Source organism: Aeromonas sp. DNP9 (genome assembly GCF_001728955.1).
Lineage (GTDB): Bacteria > Pseudomonadota > Gammaproteobacteria > Enterobacterales > Aeromonadaceae > Aeromonas > Aeromonas veronii.
On the sequence record NZ_LYSQ01000005.1, the window covers coordinates 1 to 17693 of the forward strand.

Sequence of the window (17693 nt, forward strand, 5' to 3'; positions counted from 1 at the left end):
GACCGCCTTCTCGAGTCAAGCCTTATTTTCAAAGGTTTTTCGAGGTTATCGACGAAGTTGTTTGCGTTGCCGCTTGCCCTGTCGATGGAGGCGCATTATAGGGAACAGATTCTTTCTGGCAAGGCTAAAATGCATGTTTTTTTGATAAAACCGCACAACCGTTCAAACAACAAACAAAAAGAATAAAACTTGAACTGAATCACACATTCTTGAGGCAGATGACCGTCAAGTACCCCTCCCCTTCAACTCATATAAGCCATTTCGGATTGTTGACGTGCTAGCCAAAGCTCCTCCATCTCCAACAAGGTCTGATAGATTTTCTCCGCCTGTTCCGGTCGGCTGAACAGATAGCCCTGTCCATACAAGTGGATATCGGTCAAGGATCGCAGCACATCCAACTGGGCCTGTGTCTCAATCCCTTCACACACCAAACTCTTGCCCAGCATCGACCCCATCCGGCAAATATTGGCGACCAGTTCGGATGCCTCCAGTGAAGTGTCAATGCCCTGTATAAAGGAGCGGTCGATCTTCACCTTGCTGACCGGTAACTTTTGCAGATAACTCAAAGATGAATAACCAGTCCCAAAATCGTCTAATGCCAGCAGTACCCCCTGCTGATTAAGATCCTGCATCAGTTGCAGCGAGTTCTTCACTTCGCGCATGGTGGTATCTTCCGTGACCTCCAAGACCAGGCTACGGGCAGGCAGGTGGTGCTCCATCAATGCCTTGGCCACTAGTTTGAGCAAATTGCGCTGGTACATGCCAGGCGAGATATTCACACACATTTGCAGATCAACCATACCAAGCTGGTGCCACTGATAGAGTTGCTCGCAAGCGGTGTTCAGCACCCAGCTGCCAACCCGTTCGGCAAGCTGGAACTCCTCAGCCACCATGATCACTTCGTTTGGCGGAATGAAACCGAGCTCAGGATGCCGCCAGCGCAGCAGAGCCTCGACAGCTTCGCAGCGGCCACTCTCTAGATTGACGATGGGTTGGTAATAGAGTTCCAGCGCATTGTGTTCCAGCGCCATGATCATGTCCGACGCCAGATGCTTGCGCCGCGCCGTCTCGTTGAGCAGGGAGTTATCGTAAATTACATAGGGGACATGGGTCTTGCGACTATGGAACAGGGCCTGCTCCGCACGACTCAGCAACTCCTGAGTCTTGTCGCTGTCCATCGGATAGAAGGCAATCCCGATCCCGACTTCAAGCCGGAAGGGATAGTTGTCATAGACGATATCTTGCTTCAGAGCATGCAGCAATCGCGCTACCAGCTCCCTGACCTGACGCAGATCGCTGCTGCCACGCTGAATAATGGCAAATTGATCCCCCCCAAGACGTCCGCTCCACTCCCCCTCTTCACAGAGCACTCTGATCCGGGTGGCAAACTCACAAAGCAGATAATCACCGGTGTCATAGCCAAACTTGCTGTTGATATCCCTGAAGTCGTTGATATCGACCAGCACCAGTCCAAACGGCACTTCCTGTGTGGCGTACAGCTCCATCCGCTCCAGCAAAGCAACCCGATTGGACAACCCGGTCAGCGGATCCCGTCTGGCTGCTCTGAAATGGCGACGCCCTTCATATATAAGTAGCATGCTGAGCAGCAGCACTGACATGACCAGACCGGAGACCATCAGCAACAAGGCATTGCGCAATTGGCCAAAATGGCGATCGTTCTCGGAATAGACGTTAATGTTCTTCTGCATCACAGAAGCGAGGGAGTAGGAGAGCGGCTCTTGCAGCGGGGCAAGGCGCATCATGATCTGCTGATAGTCAGATGCCCCGCTTTGCAACTTGGTGATGTCGGGCTCTATTTGGCGAATATTGGTTTCAATCAGCTGCACCAGACGCAAGGTTTTCTGCTTGTCCTGCATGCTCTTTCGCAGCTGGCCGCTCAACAGGATGGGCGTTCTGCTCCAGAGAATGTCATAACGCAACATCAAGGTGTCATGATCAATCCCGCCATAGTGATAGACCTCTACCGCATTGAGGAAACGACCGAGCTCCAGCTGCAACTGCATCAACGCCCAGGAGACATCATAGGTGTATTTCTCCATCGCTCTGGTCGCATTCTGGATTTGCATCAGGCAATAGAGGGTGCTCCCGGTAAACGACAGGATGGATACATACAGAATGACGAGCAGTGGCCACGCCCTGGTCTTTCCTTTCACCCCATGCTCCCGTGCTGTTTTTATCAGTGCTGAATGTCTATCAAATCCAGCTGCCAGATCATCATGTCGGTATATTCGGATCGCTTCAATTCCGGATATTGATCAAGAGGCAGCATAAACCAGACCGGCCCCTTGTCACGCACCCGTATGACAGCGCCGTTGTCTTCCCATGCAAGGATGGGCTCGTATTTGGCAACCTTGTCCCATTCAATGCGGACCTGGAAACTGTTCAGCGCCGTCAACGTAATAGTCTTGCCATCCGCACCGACTGCAGCCAACACATCTGCCAGTTTTGGGCCTCTGTAGGTGTGTGGCTTATCCACCCACGGGTTGCCGGTCACTATCTCATGTTGCGGCAGAGCCTGCAGTTTGGCCAGATCAAACAACACCTTGCCATCAACTTCGTCTGCCGACCTGATGTTACCACCCACTTTCAGTATCACCGGCCCCGTCAGCGCCTCAGCAGCCATCACCGGCATGATGACCAATGAACACAGTAGTGTCAGCCAACCAAACATTTTCATATCTCCCCCAGATTTGCTGTCTCAACAGACTCAGTTTAGCCAGATATAAAAAAACGGCTCGCCTTGAGCGAGCCGTTTGTCAAACAGAGCAAGGGGGATGATTACATCATGCCCATGCCACCCATGCCGCCCATGTCAGGCATTGCAGGGGTATCTTTCTTCGGCAGTTCGGTGACCATGCACTCAGTGGTGATCATCAGACCGGCGATGGAAGAGGCAAACTGCAGGGCGGAACGGGTTACCTTGGTCGGATCCAGGATACCCATGGCCAGCATGTCGCCATACTGTTCGCTGTAAGCGTTGTAACCGAAGTTGCCTTCGCCATTCTTCACTGCGTTGGCAATGACGGAGGCTTCTTCACCAGCGTTGATGACGATTTGACGCAGCGGGGCTTCCATGGCGCGCAGGGCAACCTTGATACCGACGTTCTGGTCTTCGTTGTCACCGCGCAGACCAGCCAGTTTGGCAGCAACGCGAACCAGCGCAACACCACCACCGGCAACCACACCTTCTTCAACCGCGGCGCGGGTAGCGTGCAGGGCATCTTCAACGCGGGCTTTCTTCTCTTTCATCTCGACTTCGGTGGCTGCGCCAACCTTGATCACGGCAACACCGCCAGCCAGCTTGGCTACGCGCTCTTGCAGCTTCTCACGGTCGTAGTCGGAAGAGGTCTCTTCGATCTGCTGACGGATCTGGGCAACACGGCCTTCGATCACGCCTGCATCACCCACGCCATCGATGATGGTGGTGTTCTCTTTGGTGATGACGATGCGCTTGGCACGACCCAGATCTTCCAGAGTCGCTTTTTCCAGCTCCATGCCCACTTCTTCGGAGATGACGGTACCGCCAGTCAGTACGGCGATATCCTGCAGCATGGCCTTGCGACGGTCACCGAAGCCAGGCGCCTTGACGGCAGCCACTTTCACGATACCGCGCATGGTGTTGACCACCAGAGTCGCCAGGGCTTCGCCTTCTACGTCTTCAGCAACAATCAGCAGCGGCTTGCCAGCTTTGGCAACGCCTTCCAGCACCGGCAGCATTTCGCGGATGTTGGAGACTTTCTTGTCAACCAGCAGGATGAACGGGTCGTCCAGTTCAACGGAACCGGTCTCTTGCTTGTTGATGAAGTAGGGGGACAGGTAGCCGCGGTCGAACTGCATACCTTCAACAACAGCCAGCTCATCTTCCAGACCCTGACCATCTTCAACGGTGATGACGCCATCGCGACCCACTTTGTCCATGGCTTCAGCAATCAGCTTGCCCACTTTCTCGTCGGAGTTGGCGGAGATAGTGCCCACCTGAGCGATGGCATTGCTGTCGGCACACGGCTGGGACAGCGCCTGCAGCTCGGCAACAGCAGCCACAACGGCCTTGTCGATACCGCGCTTCAGATCCATCGGGTTCATACCGGCGGCAACGGCTTTCAGACCTTCGTTGACGATAGCCTGAGCCAGAACGGTTGCAGTAGTAGTACCGTCACCCGCAGCGTCGTTCGCTTTGGAAGCCACTTCCTTGACCATCTGGGCGCCCATGTTCTGGAACTTGTCTTCCAGCTCGATTTCGCGCGCAACAGAAACACCATCTTTAGTGATGGTCGGGGCGCCGAAGGACTTGTCCAGCACCACGTTGCGACCTTTCGGGCCCAGAGTCACCTTGACGGCATCAGCCAGGATGTTTACGCCTTCCAGCATCTTGATGCGGGCTTCGTTACCAAACTTAACGTCTTTAGCTGCCATTTTTCTTCAATCCTTAAATCAATTCGGGGAAAAGGAGGATGGATTACTCTTCGACAATCGCCAGGATGTCGGTTTCGGAGAGGATCAGGACGTCCTGACCATCCAGCTTCTCGGTCTTCACACCGTAGCCTTCGTTGAAGATAACTTTGTCACCAACCTTCACGGCCAGCGCTTTGACTTCGCCATTATCCAGGATGCGACCAGTCCCCACGGCAAGCACTTCACCACGGGTGGACTTCTGGGCCGCAGTACCAGTCAAGACGATACCGCCGGCAGATTTGGCTTCAGCTTCGATGCGCTTGATGATGACGCGGTCGTGCAGTGGACGAATTTTCATCGATAACTCTCCCAAAATGAGTCTCATTGTTGCTTTGAGGAATGGCCGTTCCAGGCCAAATTAGATATGTCCCTGATGTGGGGCAGAGTTGCTAACCCTTCAAGGGCAAATACAAAAAAAATTTTTTCACGTACTATAAACATCTTCGATGGTTCAGCCATGTCTGCACCCTGGTGCAAGGTCGGTTCAAGCCGCCCGTTTTCGATGCCAGAACCTTCAAAGCCAGCTGTAGAGACGAGCCCTTGACCCGCACCAACCCCATGTTGACAGCCCCTATTCCGGTCGTACTGCGCCAGATGACGGGCCCCATGATCTTCGGCATCATCGCCATTCTGGCCTTCAATCTGGTCGATACCTTTTTTATCGGTATGCTGGGAACCGAAGCTCTGGCTGCCATCAGTTTTACCTTTCCCGTCACTTTTGTGGTGACCTCGCTGGCGATGGGATTGGGCGCCGGATTGTCAGCGGTGATCGGTCATACCCTGGGGCAGGGCAAACACGATGAGGCGGCTCATCTCGCCACCGACAGCCTGTTTCTGGCGGTGATCATGGTGGCCCTGCTCTCCGCGGGGGGCGCTCTCACCATCAAGCCTCTGTTTACTCTGTTGGGGGCCAGTGCCGAGCTTATCTCTCTCATCCATGACTACATGCTGATCTGGTATCTCACCGTCCCCATGCTGGTGCTGCCCATGGTGGGCAATGCCGCCATCCGGGCGACCGGCGATACCAAAACCCCCAGCCTGGTGATGGCCGTAGCCGGGCTGGTCAACGGGGTACTGGATCCTCTGTTGATCTTCGGTATCGGCCCCTTTCCCGAATGGGGGATCCGCGGGGCCGCTATCGCGACATCTATCTCCTGGTTGATGGCGATGCTGGTCAGCCTCTATATCCTGCGTCATCGGGAGGGCTTGCTGCTGTGGCGCCTCTCGCCTCGAGCTCGGTTGCTGACCCACTGGCGGGCGCTGCTCCATGTCGCCGTCCCCGCCTCTTTTACCAATATGCTCAACCCCCTGGCCAATGCGGTGCTGATGACGATCTTTGCGGGTCTGGGTACCGAGGTGGTGGCCGCTTACGGCGCCGCGTCGCGGGTCGAGGCGCTGTTGCTAATTGTGATTATGGCCCTCGCCTCCGTACTGGCCCCTTTCATCTCGCAAAACTGCGGCGCTGGCAATCCGGCCCGCGCCAAAGCCGCACTTCAGAGCAGCATGCGCTTTGCACTACTGTTCCAGCTCGCCATCTATGGCCTGACCTGGCTACTGGCGCCACTCATCGCCAACCTGTTCAGCGATCATCCGCAGGTCATTCGCCTAATCATTCTCTATCTGCATCTGGTGCCGATCGGTTACGGCTTTCAGGGCATGGTGATGCTGTTGGCCTCGGCACTCAATGGCGTGAGGGCATCCAGTATCTCGTTCTTGTTCAACGGATTGCGGCTGTTTGGTTTTCTGTTGCCAGGAGCCTGGCTGGGGGCAAAGCTGGGGGGAGAACAGGGGATATATCTGGGGATACTGCTGGCCAATCTGGCGGCGGGCACCCTCGCATGGTGGTATGCCCGACACCGCTTCGAGGCCTTGTGCCATCAGGGCAAACCCTGATTCAGTCACTCGCCTCGGTTTTTCGTCTCGTCGATTACTCTTTACGCTCAAATTCGCCTTCGATGGTGGTGCCGCCCTGCTTGGCGTTCCCCAGATGATCATCGGACGGTACGTTGCCAAACGGGGATTGAGTACGCTGGAAACCGCCCATCTGCATCCGGAACTGGCTGCTGCCGATCAGCTTGTCAGCCAGTTGGTTGCGCAGCCAGGGTTGCAGCAACAGCACACCGAAAATGTCGGTCACGAAACCCGGAATGATCAGCAGCAAACCGGCCAACGCCAGCATCATCCCCCCCATCACCTCGCGGCCCGGCATCTCGCCCATCTGCATCTTTTGCTGGGCGCTGAACAGGGTCTTGATCCCTTCACTGCGCACCAGCGAGGAGCCCAGTACCGCAGTCAGGATGAGCAAGCCGACAGTCGGCAGCGCCCCGATCACCGAGCCGACCTCGATCATCACGGTGAGCTCCAGCACAACCAGACCCACCAACAACAAAAACAACTTGCCCATATCCACTCCAGCACCGGTAAATTGAGAAAAAGTGGCGCCCATCCAACGATGGTCAGAGGCGATTTTACCGCCCCGTCATCTCCACTTTCTGCCCTGAATAAATGGGGGCTGCCCCCCTCTTTTCAAGTTGGTCAACTGACTCCTACATCATCAGCAATCTAAAAAATCAGCAAAAAGTCACAAAAACTTATAAAAATCATCATGATAAAAACTTTGTAACATATGTGTACTTTCCTCAAAGTAATTTGAAAATGTCGCAAATTTAGTGATCCACCTCTAATAACCGATACCTCAATTGGAGTAGTATATTGATTAGTTTTTCGGGAGGTCATTCTCCCAACCGCCCCACTCGATGTGTGGTGCTTCAGGATGAGCTGTGCGCAAGGAACTCGCGACCACTCGGTGAGGATTTTTCCATTTATCTGATTTCTGAGGCATTACAATGAGCGACATCAAGAACGTCCGCATTGAAGAAGACCTGCTGGGCACCAAAGAAGTTTCCAATGATCTCTACTACGGTGTGCACACCCTGCGCGCTGTCGAGAACTTCAAGATCAGCTCTCAGAAGATTTCTGACGTTCCGGAATTCGTCCGCGGTATGGTGCTGACCAAGAAGGCCGCTGCGCTGGCAAACGGTGAACTGGGTACCATCCGTCCTGAAATTGCTGACAAGATCGTAGAAGCCTGCGACCTGATGCTGAACACCGGCAAATGCTTCGACCAGTTCCCGGTCGACGTTTACCAGGGTGGTGCCGGCACTTCCGTCAACATGAACACTAACGAAGTACTGGCCAACATCGCCCTGGAAATCATGGGTCTGGAGAAAGGCCGTTACGACGTCATCAACCCGAACGACCACGTCAACAAGTGCCAGTCCACCAACGATGCCTACCCCACCGGTTTCCGCGTTGCTGTTGTGAACAGCACCGACGTGACTCTGCACGCGCTGGAGCACCTGATCGCGGCATTCGATGCCAAAGCGAAAGAGTTCAAAAACATCCTGAAGATGGGCCGTACCCAGCTGCAAGATGCAGTTCCGATGACCCTGGGTCAGGAGTTCCACGCGTTCGCCGTGACCCTGCGTGAAGAGATCAAATCCATCAAGCGTTGCCAGGAGCTGCTGCTGGAAGTGAACCTGGGCGCGACCGCCATCGGTACCGGTCTGAACACTCCGCCCGAGTACTCTGCACTGGCTATCAAGCGTCTGGCCGAGATCACCGGTCGTGCCTATGTGCCGGCAGAAGACCTGATCGAAGCGACCTCCGACTGTGGCGCCTACGTCATGCTGCACGGCGCCATCAAGCGTCTGGCCATGAAGCTGTCCAAGATCTGTAACGACCTGCGTCTGCTCTCCTCCGGCCCGCGCACTGCACTGAAAGAGATCAACCTGCCGGAAATGCAGGCGGGTTCCTCCATCATGCCGGCCAAGGTCAACCCGGTTATCCCGGAAGTGGTCAACCAATCCTGCTTCAAGGTATTCGGTAACGACATCACCATCACCTTCGCCGCCGAAGCCGGTCAGCTGCAGCTGAACGTCATGGAGCCGGTGATTGGCCAGGCGATGTTCGAATCCCTGAGCCTGATGGAAAAAGCCTGTATTTCCCTGCGCGAGAAGTGCGTGGAAGGTATCACCGCCAACCCGGAAATCTGCATGAATCACGTGCTGAACTCCATCGGTATCGTGACCTACCTGAACCCCTTCATCGGCCACCACGAAGGGGATATCGTCGGCAAGATCTGTGCCCAGACCGGCAAGAACGTCCGCGAAGTCGTTCTTGAGCGCGGCCTGCTGAGCGCCGAGCAGCTGGACGAAATTCTCTCCATCGAGAACCTGATGAACCCGCAATACAAAGCCAAGCGTTTCACCCGCGAAGCTGCCGTATAAGCGAGTGTGGGCCGGGATCTTCCCGGCCCATAAAGTCAGTTCCCGATTGGTCTTTATCCCCAGCCCGATCGGGAATTGGCTTTTTGCCAAATAAAAACCAAAAACTAAAAAATGGAGTTATCGCTATGATTGGAATCGAGTTACTTGTCGTGCTCGCCGCTATCTATCTGGGGGCCCGGATAGGCAGCATCGGCATCGGCTTTGCCGGTGGTCTGGGGGTACTGGTATTGACGTGGGGTCTGGGCATGCCCATCCCGAGCGATCAACTGGTCAGCTACATCCCTTGGGATGTGATCATGATCATCGCGTCCGTCATCTGCGCCATCGCCTGTATGCAACTGGCTGGCGGGATGGACTACCTGGTTTCTTTGGCTGAAAAAGCGCTGCGCAAGAACCCCAAATACATCACCTTCGCCGCTCCGGTCGTCACCTATCTGATGACCATGCTGGCCGGTACCGGTCATACCGCCTTCTCCACCCTGCCGGTGATCGCTGAAGTGGCCAAAGAGCAAGGGATCCGCCCATCCCGTCCGCTCTCCATCGCGGTTGTCGCCTCCCAGATCGCCATCACAGCCTCCCCAATCTCTGCCGCTGTGGTTGCCTTCTCCGGCATGCTCGAGCCGTTCGGTGTTGACTACCTGACCCTGCTGGCCATCTGCATCCCCTCAACCTTCCTGGCCTGTATCCTGGGCGCCTTCATTGCCAACATGATGGGCAAACCGCTGGATCAGGACGAAGTCTATCTGGAGCGTAAAGCCAAGGGCCTGATCAAACTGCGTGGTACTACCAAGCTCGAGATCAAACCGTACGCCAAACTGTCTGTCTGGATCTTCATCGCCGCCATCGTTGCTGTCATGGCTTATGCCACTGCTATCTCCGGTAAAGTGGGTCTGATCACCAACCCGCCGATCCCCCGTGACGGCGCCATCATGGGCATCATGCTGGCCGCGGCCACCATCATGACCCTGGTGTGCAAACTGGACGCCACCCAGGTCACCAACATGCCGACCTTCAAGTCCGGTATGTCCGCCTGTATCTGTGTACTGGGTGTCGCCTGGCTGGGTAACGTCTTCGTGAAAGGCAACATGGACACCATCCAGCTGATCGCTGGCGACCTGCTGAACCAGTACTCCTGGCTGCTGGCCGTGGTGCTGTTCTTCGCTGCCATGCTGCTCTATTCACAAGGCGCCACCACCAAAGCACTGATGCCTGCCGCACTGGCACTGGGTGTCAGCCCGCTGACTGCGATTGCCTCTTTCGCAGCCGTGAGCGCCCTGTTTGTACTGCCGACCTACCCGACCCTGCTGGCTGCGGTAGAGATGGACGACACCGGCTCCACCCGTATCGGTAAGGCGGTCTTCAACCACCCCTTCTTCGTACCGGGCACCGCCACCATCGCCATCGCCGTGGCACTGGGCTTCTTCTTCGGCGGCATCCTGCTGTAATTCATCGCCTGCCGATTGCCAAACAAAATCCCCGCCAGTTGGCGGGGATTTTTTTATCTCTTTACTCTGTGCTTGGCTGTCTGGCAGCAAGAGGGCTGACCTCTTATCCGGATGGCTCAACCACGGCGACAGCAGACACCACAACAGCGTGCCAACGGCGCTATAACCGCCGCTGCCGGATTGCAGGAGCTGTAGGCCACCATGGTACTCACCACCACGCCAGAAGACGGGATCCGTCGGATCAGACCGGATCCAGGGTATCCAGCGGCCAGCGCGGCACGGCTTTGACCGCCAGCGGCTCAAACACGCCCGCTTTCAGGCGCTGCATACCGGCATAGGCAATCATGGCGCCGTTATCGGTGCAATATTCAGTGCGCGGATAGAACACCTCACCCTTGAGGCTCTCCATCAGCTCGGCCAGCTGGGCACGCAGATGACGGTTGGCACTGACACCGCCAGCAACCACCAGACGCGTGAGACCTGTCTCTTTCAAGGCACGACGGCACTTGATGGCCAGGGTATCGACCACCGCATCTTCAAACGCCCGAGCGATATCGGCACGGGTCTGCTCATCATCACCATTGGCGGCGATGGTGTTGGCGGTGAAGGTCTTGAGGCCGGAGAAGCTCATGTCGAGCCCGGGACGATCTGTCATCGGACGGGGGAAGTGGAAGCGCCCCTTAGTGCCCTTCTCGGCCAGACGGGAGAGCAGCGGACCACCCGGATAGTCCAGCCCCATCAGCTTGGCGGTCTTGTCGAACGCTTCGCCAGCGGCATCATCGATGGATTCGCCCAGCAGCTGATAGCTGCCGATGCCATCAACCCGTACCAGCATGGAGTGACCACCGGAGACCAGCAGCGCCACGAAGGGGAACTCGGGGGCCTTTTCTTCCAGCATGGGAGCCAGCAGGTGCCCTTCCATATGGTGGACGGCGATAGCAGGCTTGTTCCATGCCATCGCCAGCGAGCGGCCAATGGTCGCCCCCACCAGAATGGCGCCAACCAGACCCGGACCCGCGGTATACGCGATGCCGTCGATGTCATCTTTGCCCAGTCCCGCCTCTTGCAATGCGGCCTGGATCAACGGGATCGTCTTGCGAACATGATCCCGGCTGGCGAGTTCGGGGACGACGCCACCGTAGTCCGCATGCAGCTTGACCTGGCTGTATAACTGATGGGAAAGGATCCCTTTTTGATCGTCGAAGATCGCGATCCCGGTTTCGTCACAGGATGTCTCTATGCCCAATACACGCATTGCTAAAAAATTTCACTGCTAAAATGAGACGGCTATGGTAACCTTCGCGGGTTTTTTAAACCAGAGCGATCTCTGCGGGTTTACTTTCATTCCCTGTCCAGAGTATAATTTCGCACCATTTTAAGACATGCTGATCGATTGAAGGTCAGCTAACAATTTATCACTGAGGTGAAAGGCACATGCCAGTAATCAAAGTCCGTGAAAATGAGCCGTTTGACGTTGCTCTGCGTCGTTTCAAGCGTTCTTGCGAAAAAGCCGGTATCCTGTCCGAAGTTCGTAGCCGTGAGTTCTACGAGAAGCCGACTACCATTCGTAAGCGCGCCAAAGCGTCTGCTGTCAAGCGTCACGCCAAGAAGCTGTCTCGCGAAAACGCACGTCGTATCCGCCTGTACTAATCGGGAGATATTGCCGTGTCTCTGAAGGATCAACTCAAGGATCAGCAAAAGCTCGCCATGCTTGCCAAAGATAAGGCACGTCTGGGAGCGATCCGCTTGTTGATGGCAGAAATCAAGCAACGTGAAGTCGATACCCGTATCGAGCTGAATGATGAGGATATCCTCGCTGTCGTGACCAAAATGGTCAAACAGCGCCGCGATTCCATCAGCCAATTTGAAGCTGCCGGTCGCCAGGATCTCGCCGACAAAGAGTCCGCCGAGATCGTTGTGTTGCAGGAATTCCTGCCACAACAGCTGACCGCAGATGAAATTGCTGCCCTGATTGAGCAAGCCATCACTGAAAGTGGTGCTGCCGTCATGGCTGATATGGGCAAGGTCATGGCTGTCTTGAAGCCGAAAATTCAGGGGCGTGCCGATGTCGGCGCCGTCAGTGCTCAGGTGAAAACCCGCTTGGCGTAACAGGCAACTCTCTTGTTTGGTCGAAGAAGCCGTGCTTCCCTTGGAATGCGCGGCTTTTTTATTTTCTCCGCAATGAAACAGGACGGTTATGGCAGGCAGGATCCCCCAATCCTTTATCGACGATCTGCTCGTACGCACAGACATAGTCGAGCTGATCGACTCGCGAGTGCGGCTGAAAAAAGCCGGTAAGAACTACCAGGCTTGCTGCCCTTTTCATAACGAAAAAAGCCCCTCTTTTACCGTCAGCCAGGAGAAGCAGTTCTACCACTGTTTCGGTTGTGGCGCCCACGGCAACGCCATCGGCTTTGTCATGGAGTACGACGGTCTCGAATTTCCCGATGCCATCGAAGAGCTCGCCAGCATGCAGGGCATGCAGGTGCCTCGCGAGCAGAGTATCGGCAACTCGGCCAATAGCCAGCCCGCTGTCAGCAAGGATCTGTTCGAACTGATGAACCAGATCGCCCGCTTCTACGAGAGCAATCTCAAGAGTGCTCCCCATGCGGTGGAGTATCTTAAAGGCCGCGGTCTGACCGGTGAAGTGGTCAAACGCTTCAATATCGGCTACGCCCCCAGCGACTGGGATCAGGTGCGCCGCCGCTTCGGTGCCAGCCGGGATCACGAGCAGTTGCTTATCTCGGGCGGCATGCTGATCACTCGTGAAAATGGTGGGGGCAGCTACGATCGCTTTCGCGATCGCATCATGTTCCCGATCCGCGACAAGCGTGGCCGGGTCATCGGTTTCGGTGGCCGGGTGCTGGGCGATGGCACCCCCAAGTACCTGAACTCGCCGGAGACCCCCATCTTCCATAAAGGACGGGAGCTGTTCGGTCTCTACGAGGTGAAGCAGGCACACAAGGATCCACGCAGGATACTGGTTGTTGAGGGCTACATGGATGTGGTGGCACTCGGTCAGTACGACATCGACTATGCGGTGGCGGCCCTGGGTACTGCAACAACCAGCGACCATATCCACACCCTGTTTCGCACCACCGCCGAGGTGGTCTGCTGCTACGATGGTGACAACGCCGGTCGTGAAGCCGCCTGGCGCGCGTTAGATAATGCCCTCCCTCATCTGCAGGATGGCCGCGAACTGAAGTTCGTGTTCCTGCCCGATGGCGAGGATCCCGACTCGCTGGTACGCCAGATCGGCAAGGAGGGCTTTGAAGCACTGCTCGATGAAGCCCAGCCGTTCGCCGACTTCATGTTCGAGCGTCTCGGTCGCGATGCGGCGCTCTCCGGTGAGGCAGGCAAGTTCGAAGTGGCCAACAAGGCCGCCGAGCTTATTCGTCGCGTACCGGAAGGGTTTACCCGCGAAGGGCTGATCACTCGTCTCTCCAGCATGATGCGCTGGGGGGAGAACAAACAGCGCATCGCCGAGCTCTTTGCCCGCAACAGTCAGCCCAAGGCCGAGGTCAACAAACCCAAGGCAGCCAAGCTGACGCCACTGCGGCGTGCGCTGGCACTGATGGTGCAATATCCGGCAGTAACGGCTGAGCTTCCCCCCATGCCGGAATTGGCCGGACTACGCGTACAGGGCATCAAGTTCCTGCTGCAACTGCACCAGCAAATCCTGGCACAGCCCGGTATCACAACCGGTATCCTGCTGGAACACTGGCGTGGTACCAAGGAGGGAGAGATCCTTGCTCAGCTGGCCATGCACGACCTGTTTGAGGAGATCAAACTCGATCAGGAGCCGGATATTCTGGGAGAATTGCAGGACACCTTCGTCGGCTTCATCAACCAGTTTCTGAAACAGCGGATCGAAGAATTGCAGGCCAAAGTGGCTCAGGAAGGACTAAGCTCCGAAGAAACCCAAGAGCTGATGATGCTGATAAGAGAGGTGCAAATTGAGAAAAGAAATGAGAGTGGGGCTTGATATTTGAGTGATTAGTCCCAATATGGATAGCGTTGCCCGAATCGACGGGATGAAAAGCAAAGTTTTTATAACCGCCTGGCCCCGACAATACTGCGGGCAGGGGTTTCTCATGACCGACGCCGCAACCAGACATAGCATGTCTGGCGGTTTTCTATTAGAATTGGCTATTTGCGCAGCAGCGCACTGTACGCGCAACCTAGCAACACCAACCGGATGAGTTCTATGGAGCAAACCCCGCAGTCTCAGCTTAAACTCCTCGTTGCCAAAGGTAAAGAACAGGGCTACCTGACCTATGCCGAGGTGAACGATCACCTCCCGCAAGACATTGTCGATTCAGACCAGATCGAAGACATCATTCAGATGATCAACGATATGGGCATTCAAGTGGTTGAAAACGCTCCGGATGCCGATGACCTTATCATGGCTGAAGGTGGTACCGCCGATGAGGACGCTGCCGAAGCAGCGGCCCAGGCTCTGGCATCTGTTGAATCTGAGATTGGTCGCACGACCGATCCCGTCCGCATGTACATGCGGGAAATGGGTACCGTCGAACTGCTGACCCGCGAAGGCGAAATCGACATCGCCAAGCGGATCGAAGACGGTATCAACCAGGTACAAAGCTCCGTAGCCGAGTACCCTGAAGCAATTACTTACCTGCTCGAACAGTACGACAAGTACGAAGCCGAGCAGCTGCGTCTCTCTGACATCATCTCTGGCTTTATTGACCCGAACGAAACTGAAGATATGGCGCCTACCGCCACGCATATCGGTTCCGAACTCGGCGAAGACGATCTGGCCGACGAAGATGAAGAGGACGAAGAAGACGAAGACGAAGATGGCGACAGCTCTGACGACGACGGTGACGGTGGTCCGGATCCGGAAGTTGCTCGCGAGAAGTTCGGCGAACTGCGTGCCCAGTATGAAGTGACTCGCCTCTCCATTCAAAAGAATGGTCGCGCGCACGACGATACCCAGGCCGCCATCGCCCAGCTGGCCGATGTATTCCGTCAATTCCGCCTGATGCCCAAGCAGTTCGATCGCTTGGTCAACAACATGCGTGAAATGATGGAGCGTGTCCGCGTGCAGGAACGCATCATCATGAAGCTCTGCGTTGAGCAGGCCAAGATGCCGAAGAAAACCTTCGTCGCAGCCTTCACCAACAACGAGTGCGAAACTGCCTGGTTCGAATACCAGAAGCAGGCTGGCAAAGCATGGTCTCCCCGTCTGGTTGAAATGGACGAGGATATTCAGCGTGCCATTGGCAAGCTGCAGCAGATTGAAGAAGAGACCGGTCTGTCGATTGCCCAGATCAAGGATATCAACCGCCGCATGAGCATCGGTGAGGCCAAAGCCCGCCGTGCGAAGAAAGAGATGGTTGAGGCCAACTTGCGTCTGGTTATCTCTATCGCCAAGAAGTACACCAACCGCGGTCTGCAGTTCCTGGATCTGATCCAGGAGGGCAACATCGGTCTGATGAAGGCGGTAGACAAGTTTGAATACCGCCGTGGCTACAAGTTCTCGACCTATGCTACCTGGTGGATCCGTCAGGCCATTACCCGCTCCATCGCGGATCAGGCCCGTACCATCCGTATCCCGGTACACATGATCGAGACCATCAACAAGCTCAACCGTATCTCCCGTCAGATGCTGCAGGAGATGGGGCGCGAACCGAACCCGGAAGAGCTGGCCATGCGCATGGGCATGCCGGAAGACAAGATCCGCAAGGTACTGAAGATCGCCAAAGAGCCTATCTCTATGGAGACGCCCATCGGTGATGATGAAGATTCCCACTTGGGCGACTTTATCGAGGATACCACCCTGGCTCTGCCAGCGGATGCGGCGACCAGCGAAAGCCTGCGCAACGCCACCCGCGAAGTGCTGGCCGGTCTGACAGCTCGCGAAGCCAAGGTACTGCGGATGCGTTTCGGTATCGACATGAACACTGACCACACCCTAGAGGAAGTGGGCAAACAGTTCGACGTGACCCGTGAACGTATTCGTCAGATCGAAGCCAAGGCACTGCGCAAACTGCGCCACCCGAGCCGCTCGGAAGTGCTGCGCAGCTTCCTGGACGAATAGTCCTGACCCTGTGTCAAACTGCTCTACCAAAGCCCCGCCATGCGGGGCTTTGTTTTGTCTGGCATTTACCCTTGCGACCCGCTTTGCACCCTCTATCGACCTGGACAATTAGTCGCCAAGTGGTTGATATGCCTATAGACTGCCCTTTCCTCTTCCCCTATAATCCACGCCGCTAAACGCACAATTTGGCCCCTTAGCTCAGTTGGTCAGAGCAGTCGACTCATAATCGATTGGTCGTGGGTTCAAGTCCCCCAGGGGCCACCAAATTGAAAAAGGCCGCTCATAATGAGCGGCCTTTTTGTATCTGCGGATCGGGCAATGTCCAGTGATGAGCTGGATGAGGTCATAGAAAAGACCCGCCATGGGCGGGTCTGGGCAGGGTCCGGATCAGGCGCCTCACTCAGAGACAAGGAGCCTAATGCTGAGCCTCAGGTTTGCTCGTTGCTGCCGCTCTGGATGGATGAGCGACGCCCGGCGGGCAGCATCCGGGTAACCAGATTGCTGCGCTGACGCCAGGAGGTGAAAACAATGGCCAGCAGATGCAGACCAATCAACCCCTGCAGCGCCACCACGCACCACTCATGCCACTCGTCAGCCCCCAGTTCAAATCCCGTCTCGGTATTTTGAAACCAGCCGCTGCCAGCGGTGGCCAGCACGACCAGCCAAAGCGCCCACACGGCCAGCTTGCCGCTGCCGTGATGACCCGGTGCCGGAGGCTGCCGCTCACGCATCTCGCGCGCTTGCTGGCGAAAATCCTCACCGCTGGGGATGAGGGCGCCAAGGCGAGCGTAGCCACGGGCGAAAGTGAGCCCCCAGAGCAGACGCAAGGAGACCAGCCCAATAGCGCCGTAACCCAGCCACTCGTGCCACTCCTCCCCCGCTTCGTTAACCCAGAGGTTGCCGATGCAGACCGCCGCCAAGCCCCAATGGGTCAGGCGAACCAGCGGATCCCAGCGAAAGGGCTCACCCTTTTTGCTTGGCATATTTGTGGTACTCCTTCTTCAGGTCGTTGACCTTGGCCAGATGTTCGCGCGCCTTGGCCTCATCACCCGCCTTGAGTGCGGCCAGGCTGGCGTCCAGCTCGGTCTGTACCTCGTTCATCCCTTCAAGGAATTTCTCTTTCTTGGCGGCCGGCATGTTCTTCTGCTTGGCCACATCCAGCTGGGCCTTCATCTCGTTGATGTGCTTCTCCATGGTGGCTGCATCATCAGCCTTGACGGCCTGCTTGTAGTTGAAGCCAATCTTCTTCATCGGCTGTTCCAGATCACCCGCCACGGCAGGCAGGGTCATCAGGCCAAACATCAGGGGCAGCAGCAGGGGGCGGACGGTTTTCAACATGGGATTTCCTTATATAACGACATGCTCGAATTGTTAGGGGTGCTTATGAATCCAAACAAGAATTCATCACCAGCATGATGCCAT

Annotated in this window: 16 protein-coding genes and 1 tRNA gene; 9 read left to right on the forward strand and 8 right to left on the reverse strand. The window is 56.0% G+C overall.

All coding sequences use genetic code 11. The features are described 5' to 3' along the window. A partial coding sequence (locus A9G06_RS22365) for a hypothetical protein (RefSeq protein ID WP_216093209.1) occupies nt 1–186 on the forward strand: 186 nt, incomplete at its 5' end. 56 nt (nt 187–242) lie between these two features. On the opposite strand, the gene A9G06_RS04335 is transcribed toward A9G06_RS22365, so the two are convergent. From A9G06_RS04335 to A9G06_RS04350, 4 genes are all read right to left on the reverse strand, one after another. Continuing rightward, on the reverse strand, nt 243–2174 hold the full coding sequence (locus A9G06_RS04335; protein WP_069554393.1) for a bifunctional diguanylate cyclase/phosphodiesterase: 1932 nt from the start codon (nt 2172–2174) through the stop codon (nt 243–245). A gap of 23 nt (nt 2175–2197) precedes the next feature. Continuing rightward, entirely contained in the window at nt 2198–2698 is a 501-nt protein-coding gene (locus A9G06_RS04340; RefSeq protein WP_069554394.1) for a molybdopterin-binding oxidoreductase, read from the reverse strand. Nucleotides 2699–2799: 101 nt separating this feature from the next. After that, nucleotides 2800–4434 (reverse strand): chaperonin GroEL, encoded by a 1635-nt coding sequence (gene groL, locus A9G06_RS04345; RefSeq protein WP_005340575.1) that lies wholly within the window; start codon nt 4432–4434, stop codon nt 2800–2802. Nucleotides 4435–4477: 43 nt separating this feature from the next. Beyond that, nucleotides 4478–4771, reverse strand: coding sequence for a co-chaperone GroES (locus A9G06_RS04350; protein ID WP_005340573.1), 294 nt, complete (start codon nt 4769–4771; stop codon nt 4478–4480). A gap of 260 nt (nt 4772–5031) precedes the next feature. On the opposite strand from A9G06_RS04350, the gene A9G06_RS04355 reads away from it, so the two are divergent. Further along, on the forward strand, nt 5032–6366 hold the full coding sequence (locus A9G06_RS04355; protein WP_253182310.1) for an MATE family efflux transporter: 1335 nt from the start codon (nt 5032–5034) through the stop codon (nt 6364–6366). Between the two features lie 34 nt (nt 6367–6400). Here A9G06_RS04355 and A9G06_RS04360 read toward each other — a convergent pair whose 3' ends face one another. Next, complete coding sequence (locus A9G06_RS04360; protein WP_069554396.1) at nt 6401–6877, reverse strand: FxsA family protein; 477 nt, start codon at nt 6875–6877, stop codon at nt 6401–6403. Between the two features lie 442 nt (nt 6878–7319). On the opposite strand from A9G06_RS04360, the gene aspA reads away from it, so the two are divergent. Both aspA and A9G06_RS04370 read left to right on the forward strand, forming a co-directional pair. Then, complete coding sequence (gene aspA, locus A9G06_RS04365) at nt 7320–8762, forward strand: aspartate ammonia-lyase (RefSeq protein ID WP_005340569.1); 1443 nt, start codon at nt 7320–7322, stop codon at nt 8760–8762. A gap of 125 nt (nt 8763–8887) precedes the next feature. Further along, complete coding sequence (locus tag A9G06_RS04370) at nt 8888–10207, forward strand: anaerobic C4-dicarboxylate transporter (RefSeq protein ID WP_019444958.1); 1320 nt, start codon at nt 8888–8890, stop codon at nt 10205–10207. A 241-nt stretch (nt 10208–10448) separates the two neighbouring features. Here the strand turns inward: A9G06_RS04370 and tsaD are convergent, their stop codons facing one another. After that, nucleotides 10449–11462: a tRNA (adenosine(37)-N6)-threonylcarbamoyltransferase complex transferase subunit TsaD gene (gene tsaD / locus A9G06_RS04375; RefSeq protein ID WP_005340567.1), complete on the reverse strand. Its 1014-nt coding sequence runs from the start codon at nt 11460–11462 to the stop codon at nt 10449–10451. A 179-nt stretch (nt 11463–11641) separates the two neighbouring features. Between tsaD and rpsU the strand changes: the two genes are divergently transcribed. The 5 genes from rpsU to A9G06_RS04400 all read left to right on the forward strand — a co-directional run bounded on the left by rpsU (nt 11642) and on the right by A9G06_RS04400 (nt 16535). Continuing rightward, entirely contained in the window at nt 11642–11857 is a 216-nt protein-coding gene (gene rpsU / locus A9G06_RS04380; RefSeq protein WP_005309452.1) for a 30S ribosomal protein S21, read from the forward strand. 15 nt (nt 11858–11872) lie between these two features. After that, a complete protein-coding gene (locus tag A9G06_RS04385) occupies nt 11873–12316 on the forward strand; it encodes a GatB/YqeY domain-containing protein (protein ID WP_005349081.1) in 444 nt (147 codons plus the stop codon). An 88-nt stretch (nt 12317–12404) separates the two neighbouring features. Then, nucleotides 12405–14192, forward strand: coding sequence for a DNA primase (dnaG, locus tag A9G06_RS04390; RefSeq protein ID WP_069554397.1), 1788 nt, complete (start codon nt 12405–12407; stop codon nt 14190–14192). A gap of 183 nt (nt 14193–14375) precedes the next feature. Further along, nucleotides 14376–16271, forward strand: a complete 1896-nt coding sequence (gene rpoD / locus A9G06_RS04395; RefSeq protein WP_290439001.1) for an RNA polymerase sigma factor RpoD — start codon at nt 14376–14378, stop codon at nt 16269–16271. A 187-nt stretch (nt 16272–16458) separates the two neighbouring features. Then, nucleotides 16459–16535: transfer RNA gene (locus tag A9G06_RS04400), tRNA-Ile, on the forward strand. Nucleotides 16536–16699: 164 nt separating this feature from the next. On the opposite strand, the gene A9G06_RS04405 is transcribed toward A9G06_RS04400, so the two are convergent. Together A9G06_RS04405 and A9G06_RS04410 are read right to left on the reverse strand one after the other, a co-directional pair. Next, on the reverse strand, nt 16700–17254 hold the full coding sequence (locus A9G06_RS04405) for a cytochrome b/b6 domain-containing protein (protein WP_005358118.1): 555 nt from the start codon (nt 17252–17254) through the stop codon (nt 16700–16702). Next, nucleotides 17235–17609, reverse strand: a complete 375-nt coding sequence (locus A9G06_RS04410) for a cytochrome b562 (RefSeq protein WP_005349056.1) — start codon at nt 17607–17609, stop codon at nt 17235–17237. The genes A9G06_RS04405 and A9G06_RS04410 overlap by 20 nt, the downstream gene beginning before the upstream one ends. Nucleotides 17610–17693: the final 84 nt, after the last annotated feature.

Excerpts from the sequence above, each read along its gene's own strand:
- A9G06_RS04340 (WP_069554394.1), bottom strand. The coding sequence starts at position 2,698 with ATGAAAATGTTTGGTTGGCTGACACTACTGTGTTCATTGGTCATCATG.
- groL (WP_005340575.1), bottom strand. The coding sequence starts at position 4,434 with ATGGCAGCTAAAGACGTTAAGTTTGGTAACGAAGCCCGCATCAAGATG.
- A9G06_RS04350 (WP_005340573.1), bottom strand. The coding sequence starts at position 4,771 with ATGAAAATTCGTCCACTGCACGACCGCGTCATCATCAAGCGCATCGAA.
- A9G06_RS04355 (WP_253182310.1), top strand. The coding sequence starts at position 5,032 with ATGTTGACAGCCCCTATTCCGGTCGTACTGCGCCAGATGACGGGCCCC.
- A9G06_RS04360 (WP_069554396.1), bottom strand. The coding sequence starts at position 6,877 with ATGGGCAAGTTGTTTTTGTTGTTGGTGGGTCTGGTTGTGCTGGAGCTC.
- aspA (WP_005340569.1), top strand. The coding sequence starts at position 7,320 with ATGAGCGACATCAAGAACGTCCGCATTGAAGAAGACCTGCTGGGCACC.
- A9G06_RS04370 (WP_019444958.1), top strand. The coding sequence starts at position 8,888 with ATGATTGGAATCGAGTTACTTGTCGTGCTCGCCGCTATCTATCTGGGG.
- tsaD (WP_005340567.1), bottom strand. The coding sequence starts at position 11,462 with ATGCGTGTATTGGGCATAGAGACATCCTGTGACGAAACCGGGATCGCG.
- rpsU (WP_005309452.1), top strand. The coding sequence starts at position 11,642 with ATGCCAGTAATCAAAGTCCGTGAAAATGAGCCGTTTGACGTTGCTCTG.
- dnaG (WP_069554397.1), top strand. The coding sequence starts at position 12,405 with ATGGCAGGCAGGATCCCCCAATCCTTTATCGACGATCTGCTCGTACGC.
- A9G06_RS04405 (WP_005358118.1), bottom strand. The coding sequence starts at position 17,254 with ATGCCAAGCAAAAAGGGTGAGCCCTTTCGCTGGGATCCGCTGGTTCGC.
- A9G06_RS04410 (WP_005349056.1), bottom strand. The coding sequence starts at position 17,609 with ATGTTGAAAACCGTCCGCCCCCTGCTGCTGCCCCTGATGTTTGGCCTG.